The organism is Cytobacillus sp. IB215665 (assembly GCF_033963835.1).
Classification (GTDB): Bacteria; Bacillota; Bacilli; order Bacillales; family SM2101; genus Nanhaiella.
Window position 1 is genome coordinate 1 of record NZ_JAXBME010000008.1, and the last position, 26,589, is coordinate 26,589.

24 protein-coding genes and 1 tRNA gene are annotated in these 26,589 nt (G+C 34.0%); 11 read left to right on the forward strand and 14 right to left on the reverse strand.

All coding sequences use genetic code 11. From position 1 onward, the window contains the following. Positions 1-395: 395 nt before the first annotated feature. Positions 396-1,211, forward strand: a complete 816-nt coding sequence (locus SLH52_RS11805; protein WP_320209480.1) for a protein-glutamine gamma-glutamyltransferase — start codon at positions 396-398, stop codon at positions 1,209-1,211. 127 nt (positions 1,212-1,338) lie between these two features. Here the strand turns inward: SLH52_RS11805 and SLH52_RS11810 are convergent, their stop codons facing one another. From SLH52_RS11810 to SLH52_RS11825, 4 genes are all read right to left on the reverse strand, one after another. After that, complete coding sequence (locus SLH52_RS11810; protein ID WP_320209481.1) at positions 1,339-2,235, reverse strand: DMT family transporter; 897 nt, start codon at positions 2,233-2,235, stop codon at positions 1,339-1,341. A 322-nt stretch (positions 2,236-2,557) separates the two neighbouring features. Further along, positions 2,558-4,711: a beta-propeller domain-containing protein gene (locus SLH52_RS11815; RefSeq protein ID WP_320209482.1), complete on the reverse strand. Its 2,154-nt coding sequence runs from the start codon at positions 4,709-4,711 to the stop codon at positions 2,558-2,560. A 78-nt stretch (positions 4,712-4,789) separates the two neighbouring features. Further along, a complete protein-coding gene (locus SLH52_RS11820) occupies positions 4,790-6,373 on the reverse strand; it encodes an aminotransferase class V-fold PLP-dependent enzyme (protein WP_320209483.1) in 1,584 nt (527 codons plus the stop codon). 96 nt (positions 6,374-6,469) lie between these two features. After that, positions 6,470-7,033, reverse strand: a complete 564-nt coding sequence (locus SLH52_RS11825) for a glycerol-3-phosphate acyltransferase (protein WP_320209484.1) — start codon at positions 7,031-7,033, stop codon at positions 6,470-6,472. Between the two features lie 340 nt (positions 7,034-7,373). On the opposite strand from SLH52_RS11825, the gene SLH52_RS11830 reads away from it, so the two are divergent. From SLH52_RS11830 to SLH52_RS11845, 4 genes are all read left to right on the forward strand, one after another. Beyond that, positions 7,374-8,051, forward strand: a complete 678-nt coding sequence (locus SLH52_RS11830) for an MgtC/SapB family protein (RefSeq protein WP_320209485.1) — start codon at positions 7,374-7,376, stop codon at positions 8,049-8,051. Positions 8,052-8,120: 69 nt separating this feature from the next. Continuing rightward, a tRNA-Ala gene (locus SLH52_RS11835) sits at positions 8,121-8,193 on the forward strand. 511 nt (positions 8,194-8,704) lie between these two features. Further along, positions 8,705-9,739 (forward strand): cytochrome D1 domain-containing protein, encoded by a 1,035-nt coding sequence (locus SLH52_RS11840; RefSeq protein WP_320209486.1) that lies wholly within the window; start codon positions 8,705-8,707, stop codon positions 9,737-9,739. Positions 9,740-9,972: 233 nt separating this feature from the next. Then, a complete protein-coding gene (locus SLH52_RS11845) occupies positions 9,973-11,046 on the forward strand; it encodes a beta-propeller fold lactonase family protein (RefSeq protein ID WP_320209487.1) in 1,074 nt (357 codons plus the stop codon). Between the two features lie 187 nt (positions 11,047-11,233). Here the strand turns inward: SLH52_RS11845 and SLH52_RS11850 are convergent, their stop codons facing one another. From SLH52_RS11850 to SLH52_RS11865, 4 genes are all read right to left on the reverse strand, one after another. Further along, complete coding sequence (locus SLH52_RS11850; RefSeq protein WP_320209488.1) at positions 11,234-13,186, reverse strand: HBL/NHE enterotoxin family protein; 1,953 nt, start codon at positions 13,184-13,186, stop codon at positions 11,234-11,236. Positions 13,187-13,230: 44 nt separating this feature from the next. Then, positions 13,231-13,500: a hypothetical protein gene (locus tag SLH52_RS11855; RefSeq protein ID WP_320209489.1), complete on the reverse strand. Its 270-nt coding sequence runs from the start codon at positions 13,498-13,500 to the stop codon at positions 13,231-13,233. A gap of 107 nt (positions 13,501-13,607) precedes the next feature. Further along, positions 13,608-15,095: an HBL/NHE enterotoxin family protein gene (locus SLH52_RS11860; protein ID WP_320209490.1), complete on the reverse strand. Its 1,488-nt coding sequence runs from the start codon at positions 15,093-15,095 to the stop codon at positions 13,608-13,610. Positions 15,096-15,253: 158 nt separating this feature from the next. Next, positions 15,254-16,450, reverse strand: coding sequence for an HBL/NHE enterotoxin family protein (locus tag SLH52_RS11865; RefSeq protein ID WP_320209491.1), 1,197 nt, complete (start codon positions 16,448-16,450; stop codon positions 15,254-15,256). 529 nt (positions 16,451-16,979) lie between these two features. Between SLH52_RS11865 and SLH52_RS11870 the strand changes: the two genes are divergently transcribed. From SLH52_RS11870 to SLH52_RS11885, 4 genes are all read left to right on the forward strand, one after another. Then, entirely contained in the window at positions 16,980-17,120 is a 141-nt protein-coding gene (locus SLH52_RS11870) for a hypothetical protein (RefSeq protein ID WP_320209492.1), read from the forward strand. Positions 17,121-17,783: 663 nt separating this feature from the next. Then, a complete protein-coding gene (locus tag SLH52_RS11875) occupies positions 17,784-18,335 on the forward strand; it encodes an RNA polymerase sigma factor (RefSeq protein WP_320209493.1) in 552 nt (183 codons plus the stop codon). Beyond that, positions 18,298-19,173: a DUF3298 and DUF4163 domain-containing protein gene (locus tag SLH52_RS11880; RefSeq protein WP_320209494.1), complete on the forward strand. Its 876-nt coding sequence runs from the start codon at positions 18,298-18,300 to the stop codon at positions 19,171-19,173. Before SLH52_RS11875 ends, SLH52_RS11880 begins: the two co-directional genes overlap by 38 nt. A 230-nt stretch (positions 19,174-19,403) precedes the next feature. Then, the gene (locus tag SLH52_RS11885; protein WP_320209495.1) at positions 19,404-20,156 is read left to right on the forward strand and encodes a GTP pyrophosphokinase family protein; all 753 of its coding nucleotides are present in this window, start codon (positions 19,404-19,406) and stop codon (positions 20,154-20,156) included. A gap of 105 nt (positions 20,157-20,261) precedes the next feature. On the opposite strand, the gene SLH52_RS11890 is transcribed toward SLH52_RS11885, so the two are convergent. The 3 genes from SLH52_RS11890 to SLH52_RS11900 form a co-directional block, all read right to left on the reverse strand. Beyond that, positions 20,262-20,696, reverse strand: coding sequence for a DUF6526 family protein (locus tag SLH52_RS11890; RefSeq protein ID WP_320209496.1), 435 nt, complete (start codon positions 20,694-20,696; stop codon positions 20,262-20,264). 130 nt (positions 20,697-20,826) lie between these two features. After that, positions 20,827-21,189: a VOC family protein gene (locus SLH52_RS11895; RefSeq protein WP_320209497.1), complete on the reverse strand. Its 363-nt coding sequence runs from the start codon at positions 21,187-21,189 to the stop codon at positions 20,827-20,829. Between the two features lie 264 nt (positions 21,190-21,453). Next, a complete protein-coding gene (locus tag SLH52_RS11900) occupies positions 21,454-21,633 on the reverse strand; it encodes an H-type small acid-soluble spore protein (protein ID WP_320209498.1) in 180 nt (59 codons plus the stop codon). Between the two features lie 277 nt (positions 21,634-21,910). Between SLH52_RS11900 and SLH52_RS11905 the strand changes: the two genes are divergently transcribed. Then, positions 21,911-22,144, forward strand: a complete 234-nt coding sequence (locus SLH52_RS11905; protein ID WP_320209499.1) for an atypical membrane-integrating protein (Mistic protein) — start codon at positions 21,911-21,913, stop codon at positions 22,142-22,144. Between the two features lie 72 nt (positions 22,145-22,216). Further along, positions 22,217-23,212, forward strand: coding sequence for a potassium channel family protein (locus SLH52_RS11910; protein WP_320209500.1), 996 nt, complete (start codon positions 22,217-22,219; stop codon positions 23,210-23,212). On the opposite strand, the gene SLH52_RS11915 is transcribed toward SLH52_RS11910, so the two are convergent. From SLH52_RS11915 to SLH52_RS11925, 3 genes are all read right to left on the reverse strand, one after another. Then, on the reverse strand, positions 23,209-23,613 hold the full coding sequence (locus SLH52_RS11915) for a YugN-like family protein (protein ID WP_320209501.1): 405 nt from the start codon (positions 23,611-23,613) through the stop codon (positions 23,209-23,211). The two genes, SLH52_RS11910 and SLH52_RS11915, sit on opposite strands and share 4 nt — an antisense overlap. 369 nt (positions 23,614-23,982) lie before the next feature. After that, positions 23,983-25,335, reverse strand: a complete 1,353-nt coding sequence (locus tag SLH52_RS11920) for a glucose-6-phosphate isomerase (protein WP_320209502.1) — start codon at positions 25,333-25,335, stop codon at positions 23,983-23,985. Between the two features lie 517 nt (positions 25,336-25,852). Beyond that, positions 25,853-26,122, reverse strand: coding sequence for a hypothetical protein (locus SLH52_RS11925; protein WP_320209503.1), 270 nt, complete (start codon positions 26,120-26,122; stop codon positions 25,853-25,855). Between the last annotated feature and the right edge of the window lie 467 nt (positions 26,123-26,589).

Below are 26,589 nucleotides of genomic sequence, written 5' to 3' on the forward strand. Positions count from 1 at the left end.
GCCGCCAGCGTTCGTCCTGAGCCAGGATCAAACTCTCCAATAAAGTTTGATTGCTCATTTGTTCAAAAAAATTAACGTTGACGCTTTTGTTTTGTTTAGTTTTCAAAGAACATTATTCTGTGTTATCGCTCAGAGGCGACTTAATTAATATAACATCTTCAACACTCAAGTGTCAATATGTTTTTTTGTTTTTTCTTAAGTAGCTGTTTATTAGCAGCGACAAGAAATAATATATCACGATAATTATCTTAATGCAACATCTTTTTCAAGATAATGAATAATGTTTTAAAAAGGTGCAACTCAATTTGTAACATTAAATCTTGTAGTAACTATCTTTTTATATCATATATATGAAATGTAAGTACTGAAGGCTATTTTGATAAGGGGGAGATAAAGTGATTATTATAGACGATACGCTATTTGACCCAATCGATTTAGATATAAATTATTTCTCTGGTCCACAACAAGAGATCATTAATAAAATGGCTTACTATCCAGAAAGATATGTATATGATGATATAAAACAATTTCAATTTGAAATACACGTAAGAAGTGAAACTGTTAAAGCAGCAAAAGATTTGTTTGAAAGTGGTGTAAAGTTTGCCACTTTTGCAAATTCAAAATGTAATGAAGAGTATTGGAATCTCACAGATATGGGTGCCTTTGAATTAAAAGAAGGAATTAAACCATCGACTGGGATTCAAGATATTTTTAACAACGGGGAAAAATATGCTTTTGAATGTGCAACAGCTATGGTCATAACCTTTTATAAAGCACTATTAGAATCTATCGATGAGCAAGATTTCAATAGATTGTTTGCGAACCTTACCCTTTACGATTGGCATTATGATAAAGATTTAGGGTTAATAACGAAAGCAGGGAATGACTTTCTACCTGGTGATTGTATATATTTTAACAACCCAGATTATAATCCTGCTACACCTGAGTGGCAGGGTGAAAACGCGATTGTCCTCGAAGACGATTTATATTTCGGGCATGGGATTGGAATAAAGACTGCTGAAGAAATGATAGAAGCACTAAATAAAAGAAGGAGAATAGGATCGCTCGAATCTGCTTACCTGTTATCTCAAACATCAAGACCTAATTACAAAGCTTTGTCAGTGTATAGGAAAGAAATAAGACTTTCTCATTCCATCAACTCATTTAAAATGATTATTGCTAACATAGGTAATAAAAACTATATATTGTAATGACTCTTTACAGTTACTTTGTTGCTATCGTTTTAATACATGTTTATTTCCTCGGAACAAAATCAACAAGCAATGCGAAAACGGCCTTCTCAATTGTTCTACAGCTTTTGCTTTATATCAAAAAGTGCTATTTGATTGACTTTTCAAACCTTTTTGCATTGCTTTCTACTATAAAAAACGCAATAGCAACAATGATAATGGCACCACCTAATATTTGTGTCCAAATCACTTGTTCACCTAGAATGAAGTATGCCAAAATTGAAGCTCCTACTGGTTCGAATAAAATTCCTATTGAAACGGTTGCCGTACTTAACCACTTTAACGTCCAATTAAAAAGGCTATGCCCTAGCAAGGTTGGAACAATTGCCAAAAATAAAAAGTAATACCAATCAGTCGTTGGGTATTGTAATAATGGATAACCTAGTAACAGTACATAAATAAATAATGTAATCGTACTCACTCCGTAAACAACAAAAGTATACGTAATGACTGCCAAGCGTTTTCTAGTATACTGACCTAATAACAAATAAGCTGTAACCATAACACACGCAAATATAGCTAATATATCCCCAAGCAATGCACTATCACTTAGCCTAAAATCCCCTATACTAATAATAAAGCTACCGATAATAGCTAACAAACCAGTCATAAATGCTTTGAATGTTATCCTTTCTTGAAAAAAAACCATTGTTCCTACAAATGCAAATAACGGCTGAAGAGATACAAACACAACAGAACTCGCTACAGAAGTATACTGCAGAGATTCAAACCAAAGGATAAAATGAAAAGCTAGAAAAATGCCTGCCCCAACTGAATATATCCATTCTCGCTTAGACATGAGAGCCATTTCTTTCACATTTTTCATCAAGAAAATTGGAGAAATAAATAGAACTGCAAATAGCATCCTATAAAATGCGATAACAGGTGCCGGTGCTGTAATGACTTTTACGATTACCGCAGAAGTAGAAACAGAAATAACCCCTATAATAAGTGCAGCATAAGGATTTAAGATTATTTTTTTCATTGTTTCATAATAACCCTTTCCCTTGTAACGATAACTTATTGAACAATAAACATAAATAAGACTCCTTCAATATCTAAAGAGCAAAGCTAAAGGGTCTATACCAAAATTGGTTCAGACCCTCAGCGGATCTATTTTTACTTACCGTTCTTTTCGTCTATTGTTACAAATAAGTACCATAAAAGTGGTTTTATATGTTACTCATTGTTGTACAGGGTAGAAAAGATGCCACGTAAGCTAGTTGACTAACTGTATATTTCTTAATACGAAAAGCAATAATCAATACGAAAACAGCCTTAATAATAAAATACTAACTGATCACACACTACTTCACTAGAACCTTATTAATCTCTTCATACGTACCTAAATTGTGTGCTGTAATCGTTGAAGGTGATAGAGCATATAGTACATCATCAATATAGATAAGTCGGTATATTTCGTTCTCCCAATCTGGGTACAAAATGTTTTCTTGTTGATGTGTTACCGTTGAACTTAACTGAAAACCATTCTCCAAATCTATATGATATATATATCCTCCTTGAAATGAAAAGATTTGTTCAAATTCACTATCTTCTTTGTTATCATAAATTGCAATTGGAAATGCGAATAAGTTCATATCCTTATTAAATAGTAATGCTTTATGGTCATAATTCAATGGCGAGTAAGTTCCCCTACCTCCAATAATTTCTGTGAATTTTTCCTGTGGATTTGTTACATCAGTAATATCAAAAAGTGAAATCTTCACTCCATCTGTTATAACTCTAGGCTCTATGTTCGGGTCTTTATTTGCAACGAGTGTAGTATTCTGCCCGAAGCCGATAATATGATTTTCGTCATAAGGATGTAAATAGTTACTGAATCCAGGGATTTTTAATTCCCCCAATACTGCTGGTTTATTAGGATTACTCAAATCGAGAACAAATAATGGGTCTACTTGTTTAAATGTGACAACATAAGCTCTGTCATTCATAAACCTAACTGAATAAATTCGCTCACCCATTGCTAAATCCTCTAAAGAACCTACTGTGGACATTTTGTCGTCTAAAACATATAAGTTATTTGAGGACGGGCGTTCATCATTCCACACCTCGCCTGAAGTTGTAGCGATGCGAAAGTACCCTTCAGCTTCATCCATAGAAAATTGATTTAATACTGTTCCATTAACTTCACCATAGCTATAAAATTTTACATCTGGACCATCAATTGAGAATTTATATATTTCAGTACTTTGCGTAGATGGTTCTTCCATGAGCTTTTCGAAAGTAGATATCATCGGAAACTTAGTAACTGCTACATAAAGGTTTTCCGTAGACATATAGATATTGTGTCCACTACCTAACCAAGTTGTTACCTTCATCTCTTCATCAGGGGTATTTATATCAAAAGTTCCTATCATCATATAATTGGCTTCTTTTGAATCTGGAATATAACTTATTTCATCATAATTCACTATTTGTAAATCATCACTCACAGCTGAATCATAATAACTTGGTCGTAAATCAATTTGCTCCTCATCTTTTAGTATCCAATAATGAGGATATTGATTAGCCACAAGATAGATAATTGAATCCATTTTCCTCGCTGTAACATAACTTCCTTCTAAAGAAACTGCTTTCACTTCTATTGGATTATCACGTTTAGTTATATCATATACATATGCGTTTGTGACCTGTTCTATAGGAGCAATTAAACTCCTTGTTGCTTCCTCATAATATTGTGTACCGTAAGTTGAGCCAATCACAATTAGTTTATCACCTTCAATAAATAGTTGTGAAGGAGAAAACTCCTTGTTAGAAATAGTCGCCACTACCTTCATAGCATCTGCTGGAACGGCCTTTGTAATGACCACATCCTGGTTAGATATATGGTAAATATATTCTCCATCAGTTTTTACTCTATCCGCCTCATCTACACCTTGCACTTGATTATTCGTTTCTGAAAATGAATTGTCTTCTGATAATGTAGATACTTCAGCATCTGCCTTTTCTTCCATAACTGTCATATCTCTGTTCGTTTCATAGAAATCAATAATACTTTGGAAATATTCATGCAGCTCTTCTTTCGATCCAATTGTAGGGATTTCAGGTATGACTGTGAAAGAAAAGTTCGTATTAGAAGGTAATCGTTTCCCCGAATCTAGAGCGACCTCCGAAGTAATAACAAGTGTGTAGTCTTCCTTCACTTCATAGCCGTCTGCTGGAGCAGTAATCGTTAATAGCTTTTTATCTTCACTTAACAGTAGACTAACGTCAGCCTTTTCATTCTGGCTATTTTTTATATAGACAGATTGTGATGATATGGTTGATTCATCTACTGGTGATGAAAATGAAATTTCCCACATTTTATTTGGTAAGACGACTGATTGTTCATTAAGATCTATTAAGTCACTCGCAATGGCTGGACGAAATTGATAAAAGAACAAGCCAAACAGAAAGCTTAACGCTACTATACAAAAGCTAATTACAGAGAACTTCTTCATTTCTGTTCCACCTTTCTGAAAATTGTCTAAGGGCACCCCTATACTCTCATAACAATAGACGACAGTTGGTGGGAAATGTTACACACAATGGTTAATATGACCTATCCCGTTTTTTAAATGTTTTATCATATTCTCTATGTCTTGGTCATCATATCTATTCATACAGGCAATTTGTAGCCAATTATTCGCTGTTAAATAGCTACTTTCATAATGAAGATAGTATCCCTGTATATATAATTCATCTCCTATATCGGTAGAAAGCAAGTGCGAGGGAACAACGATTGTCATAATACCTGGTGATGAAAACTCTTCATCTACCAAAATCTTCAAGCCTATGCGCTCCACTTCTGATCGTATGAACGAATATTGTTTACGTATATGAGTGAACTTTTCTAATGTTTCATAGCTATCTAATGCAGTATGAAGAGCACTTAATAAATTTGATGAGGAAGAGAAAGCCACTCCTTCATTTTCGATATAGATACCTAAATCTAAGTATTTTGGAATAAGTGGAGATGATTTTATTGAGTTGTTGTGATAAACAAATGATATGCCAGTGTAAGCTCCTAATCCCTTCCCACTTACCCCTGAGGCTAAAAAAACATCCTTCAAATCTACAGGTATAATCCCGGTCGTACTTATACAATCTAAACACAATTTAATATTATGTGCTGTGCTTAGTTCTTTAAGTGCGTCAATATCATTTATCATACCGGTAGATGTTTCACAATGAACTGCCCATATCCATGAATATTCTGATTGGTGTATTTTTCTTTTAATTTCTTCTGAGCAAAAAGGTTCTCCCCACTTTTTTTCTATCATATCAAATTGCAGCCCACATCTATTGGCATGGTCTACTAACCTGTTTCCGAACTCACCATTTACAAGAATTAGCCCTTTTCCTCTGTTTAGTTTTAATTGCATAGCTATCATGTCATTTGCTAGTGTCCCCGTTCCCATTAGCAACTGCACATCCATAGCATTCGTTAGATTACATAGTTTCCCTTTTACTTTACTCAATAATTTATGAAATTCAGTAGATCGATGAGAAATCGGCTTTTCATTTAACGCTTCTGTAACTTCATCTCTAATAGATACAGGCCCAGGTAGAAACGATTTCATTGTCGGCATCAAACGTCCAGCCACTGATTCTTCAAATGTATCTCTAGTTAAATACATCGGTTGGAAATAAGCATCTTCTTTCCCTACGAGCTGTGAAAATGGCTGAAAGCCCAATTGAGCATATAATTTAGCTCTGCGAGTTGTTCCCGATATTACAGCTAGATCATACCCTTTTTTCAAACAATACCTAGCTAATAATTGAGCAAGCCCTACAAACACCCTCCCATTACGATACTCTTTTTTTACAGCTAATAGCCTTATTTCACATGGAAATGAAGCATTAACAGGTAACTGTCCTTCTACTTTGCCTATTTTTTTATCTAATGAAAATGGCCTATTATGTCGCAAGGCAACCATCCCAATCACTTCATCTCGGTGCTTACATATTAGATATGTATTTTCATCATGAAATTGGTCTACTAATTCCTTTGATGTATTCGAACCATGTTGTGGAATTTCCTCTACAAAAGTTTCGTAGTTTAACGAATGAATTTGATTCAATTCATCAGCGTTTTTTGCAACTTTATAAATGTATCCCATATCCATCAGCTCCGTTTATAAATTATGAGGTTATTAATATCGGGAAAACATAATTAACTTTTCTTTATTTTAAATTAACATGTTAAGATAAAATAACTATGTTTTCCATCTCAAGAAAACATTATCTCTGTGAGCAAAAATTATAATTAAAACGATAAATATTGCAATAACAACACTCGGTATTGAATAATTTATAAATAACAATATTAGTGGCAACAAAGAAATTGCGGCTAAACCAGCAAGTGTAAAACTACGCATAACTAAATAACAAACGAAAAAGAATATTAACAACAATAAACAAATTAGCTCATCAAACACAATCAATCCACCTAATAATGTTGATATTCCTTTTCCACCCTTGAAACGAAGTGTTATAGGCCAAATATGACCTATTACTACAAGTAGTAGGCAAAGCAATTGAAATTCTAGTGAAAATGACAGCAGTTTTGCAATTCCAACAACAACTGCTCCTTTTAATGCATCACCACAGAACGTAAGAATAAAACCTTTTTTTCCAACAATCCGTCCGGTGTTCCGCGCACCAATATTTCCACTTCCATGATCTCGTATATCAACACCTGCGTAAAACTTGGTTACAAAAAGGCCTGTCATGATCGTACCAAGTAAATATGACACAAGACCAAAGATCAAATTATTCATCTATTGCCTCCTAAATAAAATCGTATATTTTATTAAAAGGCTCTTTTCGTAAACATTGTTGTTATTGTTACTAAGTTAGAAACTGTTAAATAGTTTTTTTACTTGTTTCAGCCCTTTGCCAAATGTAAAGATGCTACGAATGTTAGAGATGATTCCATGCTTAAGTAGTAGTACGTATAACAACAAGCAATGAGAAAAAAACCTATTAAAAAAACTGAATCCCTAAGTGATATCTAAATGGTTCGAAAATTCTTATCATTACAAATTCTACACTTGTAAAATATTTTAACATACGAATGTATATTTCTCTTCTAAAATACTTACCTAAAGGTGATGCTTTATGATTGAAACTTCTCATTTGTTACAACTAGGCTTATCTGCCATATTAGGATTAATTATAGGTTTAGAACGGGAACTAAAAAGGAAACCCGTTGGATTAAAGACAAGTCTCGTTATATCTATTGTAAGTTGTTTATTAACGATTGTATCGATTGAATCTGCTTATCAGTTTCCAGACAGCAATCGCATCACAATGGATCCATTGCGATTAGCTGCTCAAATCGTTTCAGGGATTGGCTTTTTAGGTGCTGGTGTTATATTACGGAGAGGGAATGACAGTATTTCTGGATTAACGACAGCTGCAATGATATGGGGAGCTGCTGGCATTGGTATCGCTGTAGGGGCGGGCTTTTATTGGGCAGCAATTGCAGGCGTTATCTTACTCATCATTAGTGTTGAAATCGTACCCATCTTAATAGGCTTACTAGGTCCAAAAAAACTACGTGAAAAAGAAATTTTACTTAAACTCATCGTTCAAGACAATACCCAAGTTTCAAACATACTAACTAGCCTTCAACAGGAAGAAATTACACTAAAGCATATTCGGATTAAAGATTCTGAAGAAACTAAGTTGATCCAAATGAAAATAACCGTCGATCAAAAACGTTATACAACAGATGTGTACTATACAGTTCAAAAAATCCCAGGTGTGAGCAGTATTGAAATAGAGAGCCTGTAAAGTCACTTACATTCTAAAAATATGAATATTGATCTATGTTCAATATTCATGATATTATTTTCCATATAAGGGGCATTAGCTCAGCTGGGAGAGCGCTACACTGGCAGTGTAGAGGTCAGCGGTTCGAGCCCGCTATGCTCCATTATACAATAAACTTCACTTACAAAAATCCCGTCATATCAACGTTCGGGGTTTTTTTATGTCCATTGACTTACCGCTGGCTTGGGGCAGAAAACAGCTCATATTGTCCACGCTGCATAGTGCTAGCAAAAATAAGTTCCTTTTGTTGCGTAAATAATACGTAGCAAATGAAGGGACAAATGTTATGACACATTCGGAGAATTAATCGTAGACTTTCATTATGAATCTGAATTTTAGCGAACAAATGATTAAGAATGCGGTTAAGGACGTAAATGAACATGGGAAAAAGGCCACAAGTGTGGTTTACGGAAGGAATTTTGGTATAAATTTTGCTACATTAGTTATTAATCCTAACATCGGCAAGCCTTGGAACATAAATAATATGTAGCGAAGGAAAGCTTCGCCTTGCTGAACTAGCAATTGACCCCGCTCATTTGAACGGGGCTTTTTCAATACTCACAACGAACATCACCGCATACACTGTTATAAACGAATAAAAGGAGGACGGTGCGATGGTACTGGCTTATGTAACAAATATAGACGGTTGTAGTATCTCGGTTATTGATACGAAAACTCATAGCGTGATTGCTACAATGTCAGTCGGTATGAATCCTCAAGATGTTGCATTCACACCGGACGGTAAAATCGCTTATGTCACCAATAGTGGTGGTGTGTCTGTTTCCGTTATTGATACGAAAACTCATAGCGTTATCTCTTCTGTTCAAGTAGGTGGGAGGCCAGCTTTCGTTGAATTTACACCTGATGGTAAACTTGCTTATGTGACGGGACGTGGAGATACTGTAGTTTCGGTAATTGATGTAAAAACACACAGTGTGGTTGCTACTGTGGATGTTGGTGATGGCCCATTTTTTATTTCGTTTACTCCTGATGGAAAACTCGCCTATGTGACAAATCCGAGTACTGTATGCGTTATTGACGTGAAAACTCATTCCGTTATAGCAACTATAAGTGTTGAAGGAACCCCGCAAGATACAAAACTTTCTCCAAACGGTAAACTCGCTTATGTAACTGGCTCTAATGGAAATGACCCTTCTACAGTTTCAGTTATCGATGTAAAGACGCATTCTGTTATTGCTTCTATTTCAGTTGGAATCATGTCGTTTAGAGTAGCATTTACACCAGATGGAAAGCTTGCTTATGTCACTAATATATTTGATAACTCTGTGTCAGTCATCGATGTTAAAACGCATAGCGTAATTGCAACGATTCAGACAGGAGGCTTTGTATTTGATGTCTCTGTAACACCCGATGGAAAATTTGCTTATTTTTCAGTAATAAGTAATAACGTTACTAATGCTATCTGTGTTATTGATACGAAAACACACATAATTATTTCTAACATAGATACAGACGTTTTATCCGGTACTGGTGTTTTTATCAATTTCACTCCGGATGGAAAATTAGCATATCTCCCGAATAATAATAACCCGGGCACTGTAACAGCCATTGACGTTAAAACGCACTCTATCATCACCTCCATTCCAGCTGGGACTAATCCATTTAATTTGGCCTTCACACCGAATTAGCCCCACTCAATAAGAACGGGGCTTTTTCCGGAGGAGTCCGAAAAGGCTTACCAACCAGTAAATCAGTATATCCTGTCTATCTAACTCTTATTCACAACCGGATACAAAGCGACCTAGCACACGCCACTACGTACCGTTTGCCTTTTGAAATTCCTGATCCCACACCCAGTCTAGGCTAGTTCTTGATCTATATTCATGAATGAGGATTGCACATTTGTAAGGAGGTAAGTATAATGGTTTTGGCTTATGTAGTAAACAACGATAACCTTGGTAACTCAGGTTCTGTGTCTGTTATTGATATTAAAAAGCACTCCACAATCGCCACAATCCCTTTTAGTAATATTCCAAATAATATTAATATCACTCCGAACGGAAAACTCGCTTATGTTTTAATTACAGATATAACTAATGAAGTTAGTTTAGTATCCGCCATCGATATTAAAACACATTCCATAGTCGCTACTATGCAAATTGGTAGTACTGCTGGTTTCTTCTCACAAAACGTTGATATATCTTTCACACCTGATGGAAAACTCGCCTACGCGACTATTAGTGGGACTAATATCGTTTCAGCTATAGACACCAAAACACACTCAGTTATTGCAACTGTGCCCGTAAATATACGTCCAGAAGCTTTTGCCTTTACACCTAATGGGAAATTAGCTTATGTAGTGAATAATACTAATTTAGGTAGTGTATCGGTCATCGACACGAAGACACATTCAGTGATTGCGAATGTAGCCGTTGGAGCTAGACCGATTGCTGTAGCAATAACACCTGACGGAAAGCTTGTTTATGTTATAAACTTTTCATCTAACAACGTATCGGTTATTGATGCGAAAACGCAAGCTCATATAACTATGGTACGCGTGGGAATAGAACCTGCCAGTTTAGCTATTACACCAGATGGAAATCTAACCTATGTTGTAAATTCAAATCCAAATGATATAGGTTCTGTTTCAGTAATTGACGTACAGACTCAATCCGTTATCCGTACTATTCCTGTAGGAAATAATGATGACTTTTCAAATATTATTGCTATAGCACCAAATGGAAATTTTGCATATGTTGGTAGTTTCAGTGGCACAACAATCACTGTCATAGATACAAAATCTCATTTAGTTATAGCGACAATCCTAGTAGACAGCGGTCAACGTTTTGTGAAATTTACTCCAGATGGGAAATTAGCATATGTAGGGTGTGATTCGCAAAATACTGTCGCAGTTATAGATACAAAATCTCATTCAATCATTGCAAATGTTCTTGTTGGAGGTACTCCAGAAGCTATTGCTTTCACATCAAACTAACCTCTTCGTAATAAAGTGAGTTTTTGGCTTAGGACACCAACTCTCTAGCGTATTATTCACACCACCTTTATCGAATACAAAATCGTCAACACATAGCAAGTCATACACAAGCATTCAAAAGAACTCCGCTCAATTAAGAACGGAGCGTTATATTTTACTTAGTATTTCATTTTCTTTTTCATCTAGATTATGCAGTAGGATAAGAGTTAAAAGGCACAGTGTAAATATACTGGTCCGTATGTTCATTGTACTGAAGTCCATTTTCGTTTAATCCGTAAGAAAATGAATATTTTATTCTATCCCCATCTTTTATAGGTGCATAATAGATCCATGTCCCATCAGACATTTGCTGCATACGTTCATTTATCACAGTATCATTATTTAACCGATAGCTAACGCTAACTCCAGATAGATCTTTATTTTCTTTAGGAGTAAATACAAATTTTACAGCATCGACATAATAATAACTTACCGCTTTCTGTGACTTTGATACATCAATTGTACTATCTGTATCAGTTTGATGTTTTTCATTATAAGCAATGTCTAGCGTATTGTCTGAATTCATATAGACAATGGTGTTAATATCTTTATTCATTCCTTTTTCATAATCAGATTTAATATCATTTTCAGTACGAGCAATATTCGAGATACGCAAATTAGTAAATGCCCCATTAAAGACATTCGTTTTTCCATCAGTGGACCCTATATACATAACATCGTCAATATAAGATAAAGAAGATGATACTGTTTCACCAATTTTTTCTCCATTAACAAAAGCTTTTGTTACATGTTGTCCGTCACCGTTCACACTATAAGTCAGAGCAACATAAATTTGATGACCAACTTCCGCAACGCCATCGCTAGAGTTGATTCTATCATAAGAATTTCCAACAGCTTCAAAAGAAATCCTACCATTGCTATTAAAAAATATCGTCGTTTTCTTTCCATTATTTTCATTATGAGCCTGGAAAACACGTTCAAAGTCTGTTAATTCATAAGGTGTTACCACAGCTTCAATCGTATACTCATTCGGATTAACGAGCACATTTCGAAAGTGATCTATCGATTGGGGCGTAACTTTATTATACGGTTCATTAAAAACCATACTTTCCTGAAGTGTGAGAGCAACTTCCTTTATATCTTTCCATCTAGAATTAGCAATATCCATTTGTGGATTCAAGAGTGCTGGATGGTTATCAACATCAGTTTTATTTAAGACATTAATTAATTGTTCAAAGCTATAATCAAGAACTACCCATGCATCCCTAATATTTGTAAGTGTCAAGTTATTTGCAACAGTATTTATTTTGTCAATCAAAGATTGTATTTCGTTTTGAAAGTTACTTAATGTGTTAATTTCATCATTTAATTTGTCAATATCATTTTGATCACTCATTTTGTCCTTCTGTAATTGAGGATTATCATATTTTTGTACATATGTTACGGTACACCCGTAATAGTTACAAGTTGTAACAGGTGTTTTCTCTTTCATTTTCTTATTTAGATCATCTATCTCGTTCTGAAGTGCTTTTATCTCATTTTGATCATGAGATATTTGCGAGCCTACCTCATTATAGTCATCTGTAAAGTTAGTAACATCATTTGTTAAATCAGCATCAAAACCCTTTAACTTAGGTTGAACTTCATCAATTGTTGCTAGTTTTTCAGCAACCTTTCCTTTCATTTCTAATAGTAATGATATTAACTGACCACTAGCATCAGCATTACCATTCAATGCACTAATAAGCACCTTTGCTTGAGTGTAGGCTTGCTCGAAATCGTTACTATAGTCAACCACATCACTAACAACTTTATACATTTGATTATTTATATCGTATAACCATGTATCAGCGTGCTCTTTAGATGTTAGTTGATGGTCAGCAAAATTAGAACTTGAACCCAGTTCATCTTCAATCGTTTTTTCTTTTATAGCTAATGCATATTCTTCTACCTGCTGAATCATATGAGACAAATTATTAACATTATCTTGTATTTGTACAGGGTCTATAGAAATATCATTTTCAGCATTTGTTACTACAGTAGAATCAGAGTCGTTCTCAGCAGCATATGAATGATTTATTATTCCTGTATTAAGAAGGACTAATGTAACTAACAATAAAGGAAAAAACTTTCTTATCAACATCCTCACCCCTTCGTAAAAATGGACTCTTTCAAATCAACGTATTAAAAAATTTCAGCTAGACTCCATACACTAAAAGAAACAAGGATAATAGTAATTAATAATTGAAGGATTATAATAGGAAGCTTTTTTGTAAAATCTCGTCTTGTATCCTTCACTAAATAAATCAATATTAATACATAAATGAAAGCCAATAATAAACCAAGTACACCTACAATTTCACTCATTCGGACAAAAGATATGGAAATCACCCATGCGATAAGTAACCCGTACTTCAGAGACACTAACATGCTGTAATACCGATTATTTTCCATATTATTTTATCTCCTTTTCACTATTAAACTGGGCTTATCCATGCAATGAATAATATATGGCTGCCCCTTACTTACAATTAAAGTTGTTTACGGGGCAGCCCATATTGTTAATTTGTAATTGTTATTGTTGCTACATCTGAATAAACTGTGCCATCAAATGCCCGAACTGTATAAGTGTGTTCACCTGAAGGAGCATTATCTCCTGATAATACAACACTTGTATTTGTTAGTTTACTTTGTTTTACTGTGCCATCAAGTGATACATCATACGTGATATTGTCTCCGTTAATTTTTGAAGCAAAAGTTGGCTTGTCCCAATTTAAAGTAACTGAAGAGTTACTCATATTTGCTGTTAAATTGGTTGGTGCATCAAATTGATAATCGTCAAGATCAGCAATAGATACAGCTTGGCCAAATGTGTTTAGTAAATTTGTATCTGCATAAACAGCTGCCCATTTACTTTGAGAAATCTTAAGCTCTGCTTTAGCTCTTGAGATTTTATCTTCTACATTAGTATCAGCAGTTGTGAGGTGATCAAGTAAATAACCTAAGTCATTTTGCAAAGTAACCCACGTATCTTTTACATCATTAAGTGCTACAATCGCCTTGTCTATTTTTTCAACCATCAAACTAACTTGTTCTTCGGCAATTTTAAATCCTGCTGATTGTTTTTGTAAATCCGTTAATTCATCCATTGCTGCGATATACTCCCGCTTAACATCATTAATTTTTGATTGATAAACACCAACTGATGTACCGACTCCTCCCCCAACTGCTAGTACCCCACCAGCAGCCATACCTCCAATAATCCACGGAGATGTTTCAGGAGCAACAGCCAGCACTACTCCTGCTCCTATCCATAGCGCTACCCCAGCTCCAGCAGAAGCGAGAGCAACATCTAATTCTTGTTGTCTAAGTGAATCCATCTGTTTTTCAAAGTTTGCAATATCTTTATTTAATTGATCAATTGCATAACCATCTTCCCCATTTTTTCCTAACCATGTATCAAGTTGGTCTTTGTCACTTTTTAAATCTGTTGAATCCTTCGTAAGGTCAGTACTAAATGCTTTCATGTCTTCAATCGTGTTATTAACATTTGTTACGTTGTCATTCGTTTCATCAATCATAGCTGCTATCATTTCTTTTGCACTATCTATATCTGATGAATTTAAATATTCAATAGCATAATCAGAATAGTACTGAAAGTCATCAGCAGAAGACCTTATATCGTTGTTCAGTTTAATCATTTTGGGTTCAAGGTCATTTCTCCAATAAGAGGCATTTTGTTTCGCTGTTGCTTGATGTATATCAATAGGAACTGTTACTAGTTTCCCATCATCGTCATTAAACTGAATCTGTTTAATAGTTCCTTGTGCTAATATTGTATTTGCATAAATATCAAGTGCAAGTTTATCAGAAATCAACTGTTGTGCCCGATTCTGAAACAAATCTATATTATCTCCCATCACAGAATCTTGCAGTTGAGTATCTTCTGCTGTAACTACTTCCTCTGCAAATACATTATATGGTATTGAATTCCCTGCAATTGTAAACGCTAGTAAAGATGCCGTAACTACTTTTGTTGTCTTTTTCATTATAAGCCTCTCCCTTTATCAGTATCATTTTTTTCATACTTTTCGTAAACGTTGTTTGGAACTAATTAGATCAATTGCAATAGCTTAAGAAAATCATAGATTTTAGTACAAAAAAAACAACATGTTATTTAAAAGCGAAGAAATTTACTCTAGTTAATTCAGCTTCCAGTAGTAGCAGTTTCAACAGAACTTTTTAAATGAAGTTGATTGTTAATATAGCTAGCTTGGGCACCATTATTTTGCCAGCTCTGTTTAGCGTTAAGTAATATATTACGTATTTCTTCAATACTAATATCACCCTGTTCAAATTTATCTTTTAAGTTTTGAATTCCAACATAGGCGGAATCCCATTCCTTATAAAGACTTCTAGTTGATTGAATAATACCATCATTAGCATTATAGAAATTACTAAGCTGTAGCTGTATACCAGCTAAAATTGCAGCTTGACTTTGTATTCCTTTTAAACCTAGGACAATATCATTATATTGTTCGGTCAGTTCTTTTACCTTTTCTTGTTTTTCCTGCAATTCCTTATTTCCATTCACCGCACCATATATGATCGTAAATGTAGCTAAAGCAATTCCTATCGGGGTTGGCGTCAGCTCGAATTCCACAGCCATTTCTAGTAAGTAGGTCGTGAGTTCAAGCCCTACAACTCCAGCTTCTATATACTCTCCAGTTAAGATTGTATTTTCATTAGAAATTTCAACGCCTAAGTCGTGAAGCTGCTCAAGAACGAGTTTACTTTTTTCATCTTCTAATTCAATTGTATTCAGTGCTGTGGTTGCTGCATTTTGAAAATTAAAGTGATCTTCCTGCAAATCGTCTTTATACACTTGATATGAAAACATCGTATCGTTTGCATCGTCCCGATAATATTGTATGTCTGACTGCAATAAATCTAATAAACCTTTGAAGTCATTACGCGCTTGTTCATCCCCAGCTTCAATGCTATCTAAAGCCTCAATAAGAAGATCATAATAAACAGTGAATTCGTCAGCAAAATCTACAACATCAAGGTCCCTATCAATTAATAATTCATTTAAATTATTCGTATAATCACTAGCATGTTCTCTAGCAATTTGTTGATAGGTAGGTAAATCTGGAAGTATGTCTGATTGAATCGTTCCTTGTGTTGATATTGCTGTCTTATATGAATCCATAATTACTTTACTAGCAGCAATTTCGTTTAATACTTTTTGCATATTAACAGGTGCAAGAACGATTTCCTCTGTAGCTACATCAGAAACTACGCCTTGATTTACTTGAGCAAACGCATAATTTGGCAAGATTGTGCTCGTAGCTAAAGTTGCTGCTAATGCTGTAGCAGCTATTGACTTCGTTGATAATCTCAAATTATTTTTCCTCCTATCTTGGGAATAGATTTGAAATTCATTTAATAGATAACTTGTTTAACACTGTAGATATATGATAAATAATAAAATTGTTGAAAGTTTGATAGGAGTGTGAAGGAAGAAAGAAATATTATGTGATAACGATGTGATTTTGAATATTACAAAATATAAAAAAACTAATATTTTCTCTATTTACAATAATTATCTTTAATGGATAAAATGCAAAACTTGAATGCTCATTAAGTTTTCTAGCTGTCTGTATTTGACATGAGTCGATTAACTTGAGCAAATAAATTAAATGAGCCCTGTTCATACCAAACAGGGCTTTACGGAGGATATCAATGAATTGTGTCTTATTATTCCGCACATGATCGCTAATTATACAAGACAATAAAGATCATCATTTTATCAACTATATACACCCTTCCAGATAATTAGTCATTACCTGCTTTTATGTTCATATGTTGTTACTAGGAATTTAATATCAAGTCTAATATAATGATTTTAAAAGCTCTGTAGGAGGATCGATATGTCCATTTATAAAGCAGGGAAAAATTTGTATAGATTAACTAAAGTTCTTAGAAGCAGCAAATCAATAAAAAAAGGGACAGTTGGAAAAAAAATGATATATACATTGGGAAAGAAAGCACTAAGAAAAATGTTGAAATAAAGAAAGAACAAAAGCGTTGATACATTTATATCAACGCCTTTTCTCTCTCAACCTACTTTGCTTTTCTTTTGGATGTTTTCGCATTGATTGTTGCTTTTCGTATAAAATACTATAAACCTCCTATTCGTGGTATCTTTTCTCATTTTAAAATGAGGTAAATTGCCATAAAATTATTAAGTGCTTTTCTTAATAGTCTCGATAGCGACAAAGTTAACGAAAAGAGCCTTTCCTTTAAAAATCCATCACTTTCTCTTCGATTTGTAAGAACTCCATTTCATAAACCCTCTCATTAGCTCTTTAGTTTTAAACTTGGTAACTTCTCCAATCATATTTAGTTTGAGAATTATAAACTTGCCGATTAGGAAGATTTTTCAAAAGACTCCTTATGAAACCTTTGTTGTGTTTGTCACTAAAATTAGTACGATAAGGAGTAGCTTGATTATATTGTTCATCATGTTACATAAGAAAAGGTGTCACGATCTCTAGATGTGTAAGTGTTTATACCCTAACTTGAAAAACAACAAACTTTGCTAAAACAGAATTTTGGTCTTAGCAAAAAAAGAGTTAGAGCGTTTAAATTTTTTTCATTTCATTCAACTTTTCATCCACCTTGATACGTCTATATCATATAGGGCAAAAAACACCAAAGGAGGGAAGAATGTTATGAGCAAGAGAAAAGGAATATCAGAACAACAACTGACGGAATTCATCTTGGAACACAAACAAAAATGCTATAGATTAGCCTATAGCTATGTAAAAAATTCTGAGGATGCATTAGATATTGTTCAAGAATCGATACAGAAAGCCCTAACATCCATTCATACTCTCCAAGATAAAAATTCTTTGAAAAGTTGGTACTATCGTATAGTCGTTAATACCTCTTTGGATTTTATAAGGAAGAAGAAAAAAGTTAGTGTAGTTGATACACATACAATGGAGTTAATAAGTCCAAGCAAATACGACAACTATGAACAGCTTAATTTGGAAATGATCATCGAGTACTTACCAGATAAATATAAAACTATTATCATTCTTAAATATTTTGAAGACTTAACATTAGAACAGGTTGCAAATGTGTTAAATGAGAATGTGAGCACGATCAAATCGCGCTTATACAAAGCACTACAATTATTACGTATAAAAATCGATGATGATTATTTAGAGGAGGCAGATATACATGAAAAAACACTTTACCAAAGCACAAGAAGAGTATAATCGCATTCCGATCCCTAAGGATTTAGATGATGTCGTTAATAAGGCATTAAAGCAAGGTAGGAAGAAAAAGAAGAAGTGGTATTTCGGTGGATTAGCTGTAGCAACGATACTTCTTGTATCTAGCCTTAATATTAATCCAACAATTGCTAGTACATTATCAGAAACTCCCGTCATTGGTAGTATAGTGAAGGTGCTTACTTTCAGAGAGTATGAAGTAACTGACGAAAAATTTAAAGTAGATATTAAAGTACCTGCCGTTCAAGATATGGAAAATTCCTCATTAGAAACAACCTTAAATGAAAAATACCTAGAAGAAAGCCAACAGCTATTTAATGATTTTATGGCAAAAATGGAAGATGAAAAGGATTCTGGAGGGAATTTCGCTCTTTCCAGTGATTATGAAGTTAAGACAGATAATGAACAAATTTTATCTATAGGTAGACTCGTTGTTGATGTCGCAGGATCAGCTCAACAAACAATTCAATATGATACGATTGATAAAGAAAATGAATTACTAATCACCCTCCCTAGCCTGTTTAAAGATGAAAGCTATGTGGACGTGATAAGTGAAAATATTTTAAATCAAATGACAAACATGATTGAAAACGAAGAACTTACGTTTTGGATTTCACATCCAGATGTCAACATGCAATATTTAAGACGAGGTCCGTGGGAAAAAATTCAACCTGACCAACAATTTTATATAAACAACGATGGTAAGTTAGTCATTTCGTTTGATGAATCAGCAGTTGCCCCTGCTTACTATGGAATAGTATGGTTTGAAATCCCAACTGAAGTACTTTCTGATATACTCGTCTCTAATACGTACTTAAAATAGCTATATTAAATTAAATTGCTTGAGGGCTTTGTTAGACTTAGACTCCATATATAAATATATATGGAGTCTAATTATTAGTTTTAATATTTCTATTTTACATTATCCATTTTTGACATATTACAAACTGTCATTTATTATTTCTACATGGATTAATAGATACTTAAGAACAAAGATCATCAAACGACAAACAGCTCTCCAGATAGGTACAAAACACGAAAAGGACGACGACTATGGATGCAAAATCACAAAATAATATAGAGCAAATGAGATCATTCAAAAAAGATTTAATTCGCTTTATGATGTCTTACAAGTTTGCTTTAGCTGAAGTGAATACGAAAATTGATATATTAAAACAAGAATTTCAATATATACACGACTATAATCCCATTGAGCATACTAACTCTCGCTTGAAGTCCCCAGAAAGCATATTAAGAAAGATCGATAGAAAAGGTATTGGCCTTTCACTACCTTATATAAGAGAAAACATCAAGGATATTGCAGGAATTCGTATTACTTGTTCTTTTATATCTGATATTTACAAAATAAAAGACATGCTAGAACAACAAAAAGATATAACAGTCATTGAGTGTAAGGATTATATCGAATATCCAAAACCAAATGGCTACCAAAGCCTTCATTTAATTATCCAAATTCCTATCTTCATGTCTGATAGAGAAGATCTAGTCCCTGTAGAAATTCAAATTCGTACGATTGCCATGGATTTCTGGGCAAGTTTAGAGCACAAAATATATTATAAATATAATAAGGAAATTCCAGAAAGAATCAAAAATGAGCTCAAAGAAGCAGCTGATACCGCTGCTAAATTAGATAAGAAAATGGAAGATTTACACAAAGAAATGAATCAAATTAAACAATTATCGCAGCATGAGGATATTCTTGGGGAACAACTGGCAAACAATGACACATTTAAACTAATACCAGCCATGTTTATGTCGGAATTTAATAAGAACAATAAGAAATAGCTATTTTAAGCCTTCCTTTAAATTAGGAGGAGTTTCTTCTCCTCCTAATTTCACCATAAATATAATAGTACGTTAACTTAATTATTGTTCATAAGAGTTGGAGTGTTAAGCTCGAAAATAATCCCCTCTCCAATTAACAATGTCCTTCTTAATTTGATTCCTTTTCAAATTTTCTTTTACGGCTTTCTCACAAAGTGTAGGAAATTCTTCGTCGCTAGCAAATCGTAACGCAATAATTTGATCGATTGTCAAATTAGAATCTAATAACCTACCTGTTAACACATACGCTCTTAAATTCTCTTCTGTGCGAATGACACGATCTTGTAATTTCAAAATATACTCTCGAACGAGAATAAACGTGATCACTAATCCAACTACCCCTACTAACAGTAATGTTGCAGGCCAAACTGACTCACCATCTGAAAAAGCAAACACTAAATTAACGATGGCTCCAATAAACGCAGCAAGAATAATTGGTAGACCTATAAAATGGTACGGTACATGGTAGCGAGTATGGTTTTTGAAATTTTGTTCTTTCAAATAAAGCGCCCCTTTACTGTCGAATTATTCTACAAATTCAGAATATCACAACAGTAACAACAATGGAACAATTTACTAAACTTAGACAAATATACCTATAATGTCTTAACTGCTAGATAATAATTTCATACTACCCTTTAAGTAAAAAATCATTACCATCAAGATCTTTAAACTGAACAAATGTCCCCCATTCCATTTTTTTCGGTTCATCTAAAAACTCTACGCCATTTGTTTTTAACATTTCGTATGTAGCTTGTACATTTTCACACTCAAACACAATGGATGCCTGCTTCTCATTCCAATCTTTCATCATGACCTTTGGATATATTACTAAATGAGATTGCGCACCTTTTGGTGCTACTTCTAGCCAATTAGCATTTGGTCCCATTGGGAACTCTGCCACTACTTCAAATCCTACTTGTTCTGTCCAAAAGTGTTTTGCTTTTTGCTGATCATCTACATACACTGCAACAGTTGCAATCTTATTAATCATTGATTCTAACCTCCATTCTTCTTACCTACCACCATTGTAACTTATATGATCAAGATGACAACGGTTTTAATTTGCTTCTCTTCGTAAGCTTTACTATTATTCATGGCTATAAGTAAAGTTTTATCGGAGTACTATCATTTTTAATACCACGAATGCTAGATGCTTACATATTTTATTTCTTAGTCCCACAAAAAAACATACCAATTCAAAAAAAGTGGCAATCTCATCATTGAGAGTTCACCACTTTACGTAAATCCTATTCTTTTAAACCTCTTCTAACTCAGCAATCGGTACAGACCGTTTTTCATCATGGTTACCTCTCATATGGACTGTAGCAACATTCCCTTGCTCATCACAACTATCAATCCAAACAGACACTCCATTATAATGAACCGTTATATCATTTGGTGATGAAATGATTTGTTTCGCACGTTTTATATCCATTACTATGCCTCCATCTTTTAAAAGACTTATTTTCGTACTAGAAATAAGAAATCATGTCATCTAATTAATATTAAAAAAGATACACTCATAAAACCATTTCTAGCTGTTTTATTGTAGTAAAAATAATTACAACGGTTACGAAAAGAGTCCTTTTTAATTTTTACTCCATCAATATCATTACAAAAAAAAGAAAAATTTATGCAAAATTGACCAAATATCGAACACACTAATAGATACATATTATTTTTCTGGACGATAAACGAAAGGGCGTACAGCAATGAAAATGACGAATGACGAGAAACAAGTACTAAGCGATACGATTGATGGTTTAAATGAAGGGCTTGATTCAATCATAGCTCTATATAACGAGTCAGAGACAGACAAGCCAATTATTGACTTTGAGGATGATGTGATTTCCGCTATTGAACAAGCAAAGGAAAAATATGGAGATAAAAATATAACTGATCATCTTAATAATATTATGAGAGAAATTCTCTCCATGATGACTTGACTCAACTTCTAAATAAAATGCTAATGTGCTTCAAAAAATTGAGAGATATACTTTTAGATTGGGGGTTAGGCCGTGAAAGTTGGTGGGCTATTAGCATCGTACTTACGTTGGCATGTTGTTTATAGGATACTTTCCATTATTATTATGATGATTATCCTATTCGGTACAATCATTCATTTACTTGAACCAAATCAATTTCCTACAATATTTGATGGAATTTGGTGGGCAATCATCACTACTTCAACTGTTGGTTATGGTGACTTCGTTCCAGCTTCAACGATTGGAAGACTTGTCGCTATTATTCTTATCTTAGCTGGGACAGGCTTTGTTACAACATATTTTGTCACACTTGCAGCTACAGCAGTTGCAAAGGAGAACGAATTTATGGAGGGAAAAATCTCATTTAAAGGCGAACATCAAATTATTATTATAGGCTGGAATGGTCGTGCGTACGAGACGATCACTCACCTTTCAAAACTTAAGCCAGCGATTGAAATTATCTTAATAGACGAGTCACTAGAGCACAACCCTTTACCAAACAAAAATGTTCATTTTATAAAAGGAAATCCTTCTCAGGACCATACTTTAAAAAAAGCAAATGTTAATTCAGCAATTATGGCGTTAATTACAGCTGATCAAAGCAAGGATGAATTAACTGCAGATATGAATTCCATCCTGACACTTTTAGCAATCAAGGGGTTAAATTGTAACATATATAGTATTGTTGAAATCTTAACATCACATCACGTGAACAACGCTGAACGTGCAGGTGCAGATGAAATTGTTCAAACGACCAAGTTATCAAGTTATGTAATGGTCAATAGCCTACTCTCACATGGAATGGCTCACACATTACTTAAAATGCTCGATCATCTAAAAGGTAGTAAAATCATGTATATACAAACGACAACAGACCTAATTAATCAAACATTTCGTGATGTTAGCCATAGTCTGCTTTGCAAGCGGATTTTATTAATAGGAGTTAAAAGAGGAGATGAATCTTATGTCAACCCCTCTCACTCATTTCTAATTAAGGCACAAGATGAACTATTAGTCATAATGGATTAGTGAAGTAACCTCTCTTCTAAATCTTTAATGAGGGACTTCCCCATATCTACATACTTTGCTGGGACTGTTGCATCAGGATCTTCTGGCTCAGAAAACTGATTAAATGAAGCATTCACATTTCCAACATGTACGTTATCATCTAAACCAACTTGATATTTATGTGTCAGTAAGAATGGGGTACCAAGTTCAACAGTTACACCTTCTGAATCTAATTGACCATCGACAGCTTCAAAAGGAATACGAAGAAAATGATAGCCGACCTCGTTGGCAATTTTATAATCAAATGAGCCATGATCATAATCCCAATTTCCACCAATAACATAACCTAAAGGTTTTAGCTCTTGTTCCAACTTAAATAATTTAAAAGTTGTACCCGTTATCTTTGATGATAACTCAATCATTTTGTAACACGTCCTTTAGTTTTTGCTGTTTTCTCTTAAATTGTTGATTTTTATGACTAGATGATAACCCCCTATATACAATATTTAGTAATAGCTGTTATCACATTCGTTGTCGCTATCTTTACTTTGAAGAATTTGTCTTTGCTTAGTAAAAGTAATGCACTGAGGTAATCTTGCTGTAATTGCAATAGCAACATAGTTCACTCAATGGCGTTAGTAATAATAGCAACAACATTGTCAAAAAGAGCCTTACTCTTGTATTAGGTTAACCATCTAAATATCATTCATCCATATGTATAATTGAACAGAAAATAAAAAAGCCTGAGGAATATCCCCTCAAGCTTTATTTTTAATTATTGCATTGATTTTTTAATCATTTAGTCGCTTTTCTAGCTCAGCCTTCTTCTCTTCGAAACCAGGCTTTCCTAATAGTGCAAACATGTTTACTTTGTATGCTTCAACACCTGGTTGATCAAATGGATTTACACCTAATAAATATCCACTCATGGCGCAAGCTTTTTCAAAAAAGTATACTAAATACCCGAATGAATACTCATTAAGCTCTGGGATTGAAACAGTTAAATTTGGTACTCCCCCATCTGTGTGAGCAAGCATCGTACCTTCAAATGCCTTTTTATTAACAAAATCTACTGTTTTACCAGCAAGATAGTTTAAGCCATCTAAATCACTACTTGCTTCTTCAATCGTTAATTCATGACGAGGTTTCTCCACATGAAGAATCGTTTCAAATAAATCACGACGACCTTCTTGGACATATTGTCCTAATGAATGTAAATCAGTAGAGAAGTTTGCTGATGAAGGGAATATTCCTTTTTGATCCTTCCCTTCACTTTCACCAAACAACTGCTTCCACCATTCAGCAAAGTATTGAAGTGATGGTTCATAATTTATTAACATTTCTATTGTTTTACCTTTATTGTAAAGAACATTCCGAACAACTGCATATTGATAAGCACCGTTCTCTTCTAACTCTGAGTTAGAAAATTCGTTGCTAGCAGCTTGAGCTCCTTGCATCATTTCTTCAATATTAGCACCACTAACTGCGATTGGTAATAATCCAACAGCAGTGAGTACTGAATAGCGACCACCTACGTCATCAGGAATGATAAATGATTCATATCCTTCTTCATTAGCCAGTGTTTTCAACGCACCTCTAGCTTGGTCGGTAGTAGCATAAATTCTTTTTCTTGCCTCGTCAATTCCATATTTTTCTTCAAGTATTTTTCGGAAAATACGGAAAGCAATAGCTGGCTCAGTTGTTGTACCAGATTTTGAAATGACATTAATAGAGAAATCTTTGCCCTCTAATACGTCCATCACATCTTTCATATACGACGAGCTAATATTATTACCTACAAAAATAATTTGTGGTGTAGTTCTTTGCTCTTTTGATAGCGATGAATAAAACGAATGGTTTAACATATCAATGGCAGCTCGTGCACCTAAATATGATCCACCGATTCCGATGACTAACAATATTTCAGAATCACCTTTAATTTTTTCTGCGCTTTTTTGAATGCGTGAGAATTCTTCTTTATTATAATCTGTAGGTAAATCAACCCACCCTAAAAATTCATTTCCTGCACCAGTTTTTTCATGCAATGAATGATGAGCTACTTTTACCGCATCACGTAAATATGTAATTTCATGTTCTGAAAAAAACGATAATGCTTTTGAATAATCAAACTTAATATAAGACATCTTGTTAACCTCCAAACTGAATAATAAATCTTTATAAATACCACTTTAGCGAAAGGCTGTGAGTAAATCAAGAACACCACCCTTATGTAAGCGTCTCCAAAACAAAATATTTTATGACAATATAGAAAAGCGGAGTCGACTGTTTAACCTCGACAAGCCTTGGAACATTTTCAACTGAAGACGCTTTTTGTCTTCTGATGAAAATGTGAAACGTCTCGAGAGGTTAGGAGGCGGAGCTAGACAATATAGAAAAGCGGAAGGTGCCTGACTATCGGCGACAAGCACTGGAGCTTTTCACTTGAAGGCGCTTTTTGCCTTCGGGTGAAATGACAAAGTGACTCGAGGGGAGTAGATGCTACAGCTAGATAAAAGCAAATAATATGTTAATCACTCGTTTTGTTATAAAGGTTTAAGTGCTTTTAAACTTTACAAATAGTAAGCGAAAGAAACTCCCACCTCATTCTCCATATATTAAGCTAAATGAGTTTCTCGATAATTAGTAAAACCCTTTCACCATCTATTCTTCTAATTGCTTCTCTTTTTTAATAAAACGGCTCATAATTATAAATATCAGCCAACATATGATTACAATAATACCCGATAACATTCCTGTACCTAATATCACCCATCCACCAACTATTGTTAGCAAGAATAAATGAATTGCAAGTACAATATTTGCAATAATTAGAGGGTAGGTTAATCTTCTTCTCGTTTCAAAATTTTCAGAAATGAAATACAAACCAAGAACAAAAAGAATAATTGGCAGTGCATAAATGACAAACTCCATATTTCTCCTCCTAACACTTATGAGTATTTTTTTAAAATTTACAGCTATTTTTATAACAGTTAATTGCGCTCCTACCATAGTTATTGTTTAAGAACATAACATTACAAATGCTCTAGTTGTATACATGTTTATGTCTTTTCCAACATTTAATGAGAGGAAAGCTAATTCTAATACCCTAACTTCTTTAAATTTACCATTATATTGCCAAATACTATTAAGATAAGAAAGCTCAAATTCCCATAGAAGCATAAGGATCGTACAAAAATAACGGCTCTTATCGTAAACTTTGTCGTTTTTTACCTATATTTTAATAACTGATATGAAAGTATGATTGTTATTGTCTCTAGAGAAGAAAAAGATGCCACGTGAGTTAGCAACATACGTGAGGTTATATCTAAGACAAGCTGCAACAATTTATGCGAAAACAACCAATATAAAAGACCAATTACAATTGTAATTGGTCTAAA

What these genes read in the sequence shown, in the direction of transcription:
- SLH52_RS11810 (WP_320209481.1), bottom strand. Translation starts at nt 2,235, where the DNA reads ATGAAAAAAATAATCTTAAATCCTTATGCTGCACTTATTATAGGGGTT.
- SLH52_RS11815 (WP_320209482.1), bottom strand. Translation starts at nt 4,711, where the DNA reads ATGAAGAAGTTCTCTGTAATTAGCTTTTGTATAGTAGCGTTAAGCTTT.
- SLH52_RS11820 (WP_320209483.1), bottom strand. Translation starts at nt 6,373, where the DNA reads ATGGGATACATTTATAAAGTTGCAAAAAACGCTGATGAATTGAATCAA.
- SLH52_RS11825 (WP_320209484.1), bottom strand. Translation starts at nt 7,033, where the DNA reads ATGAATAATTTGATCTTTGGTCTTGTGTCATATTTACTTGGTACGATC.
- SLH52_RS11830 (WP_320209485.1), top strand. Translation starts at nt 7,374, where the DNA reads ATGATTGAAACTTCTCATTTGTTACAACTAGGCTTATCTGCCATATTA.
- SLH52_RS11840 (WP_320209486.1), top strand. Translation starts at nt 8,705, where the DNA reads ATGGTACTGGCTTATGTAACAAATATAGACGGTTGTAGTATCTCGGTT.
- SLH52_RS11845 (WP_320209487.1), top strand. Translation starts at nt 9,973, where the DNA reads ATGGTTTTGGCTTATGTAGTAAACAACGATAACCTTGGTAACTCAGGT.
- SLH52_RS11855 (WP_320209489.1), bottom strand. Translation starts at nt 13,500, where the DNA reads ATGGAAAATAATCGGTATTACAGCATGTTAGTGTCTCTGAAGTACGGG.
- SLH52_RS11860 (WP_320209490.1), bottom strand. Translation starts at nt 15,095, where the DNA reads ATGAAAAAGACAACAAAAGTAGTTACGGCATCTTTACTAGCGTTTACA.
- SLH52_RS11870 (WP_320209492.1), top strand. Translation starts at nt 16,980, where the DNA reads ATGTCCATTTATAAAGCAGGGAAAAATTTGTATAGATTAACTAAAGTT.
- SLH52_RS11875 (WP_320209493.1), top strand. Translation starts at nt 17,784, where the DNA reads ATGAGCAAGAGAAAAGGAATATCAGAACAACAACTGACGGAATTCATC.
- SLH52_RS11880 (WP_320209494.1), top strand. Translation starts at nt 18,298, where the DNA reads ATGAAAAAACACTTTACCAAAGCACAAGAAGAGTATAATCGCATTCCG.
- SLH52_RS11885 (WP_320209495.1), top strand. Translation starts at nt 19,404, where the DNA reads ATGGATGCAAAATCACAAAATAATATAGAGCAAATGAGATCATTCAAA.
- SLH52_RS11895 (WP_320209497.1), bottom strand. Translation starts at nt 21,189, where the DNA reads ATGATTAATAAGATTGCAACTGTTGCAGTGTATGTAGATGATCAGCAA.
- SLH52_RS11900 (WP_320209498.1), bottom strand. Translation starts at nt 21,633, where the DNA reads ATGGATATAAAACGTGCGAAACAAATCATTTCATCACCAAATGATATA.
- SLH52_RS11905 (WP_320209499.1), top strand. Translation starts at nt 21,911, where the DNA reads ATGAAAATGACGAATGACGAGAAACAAGTACTAAGCGATACGATTGAT.
- SLH52_RS11915 (WP_320209501.1), bottom strand. Translation starts at nt 23,613, where the DNA reads ATGATTGAGTTATCATCAAAGATAACGGGTACAACTTTTAAATTATTT.
- SLH52_RS11920 (WP_320209502.1), bottom strand. Translation starts at nt 25,335, where the DNA reads ATGTCTTATATTAAGTTTGATTATTCAAAAGCATTATCGTTTTTTTCA.
- SLH52_RS11925 (WP_320209503.1), bottom strand. Translation starts at nt 26,122, where the DNA reads ATGGAGTTTGTCATTTATGCACTGCCAATTATTCTTTTTGTTCTTGGT.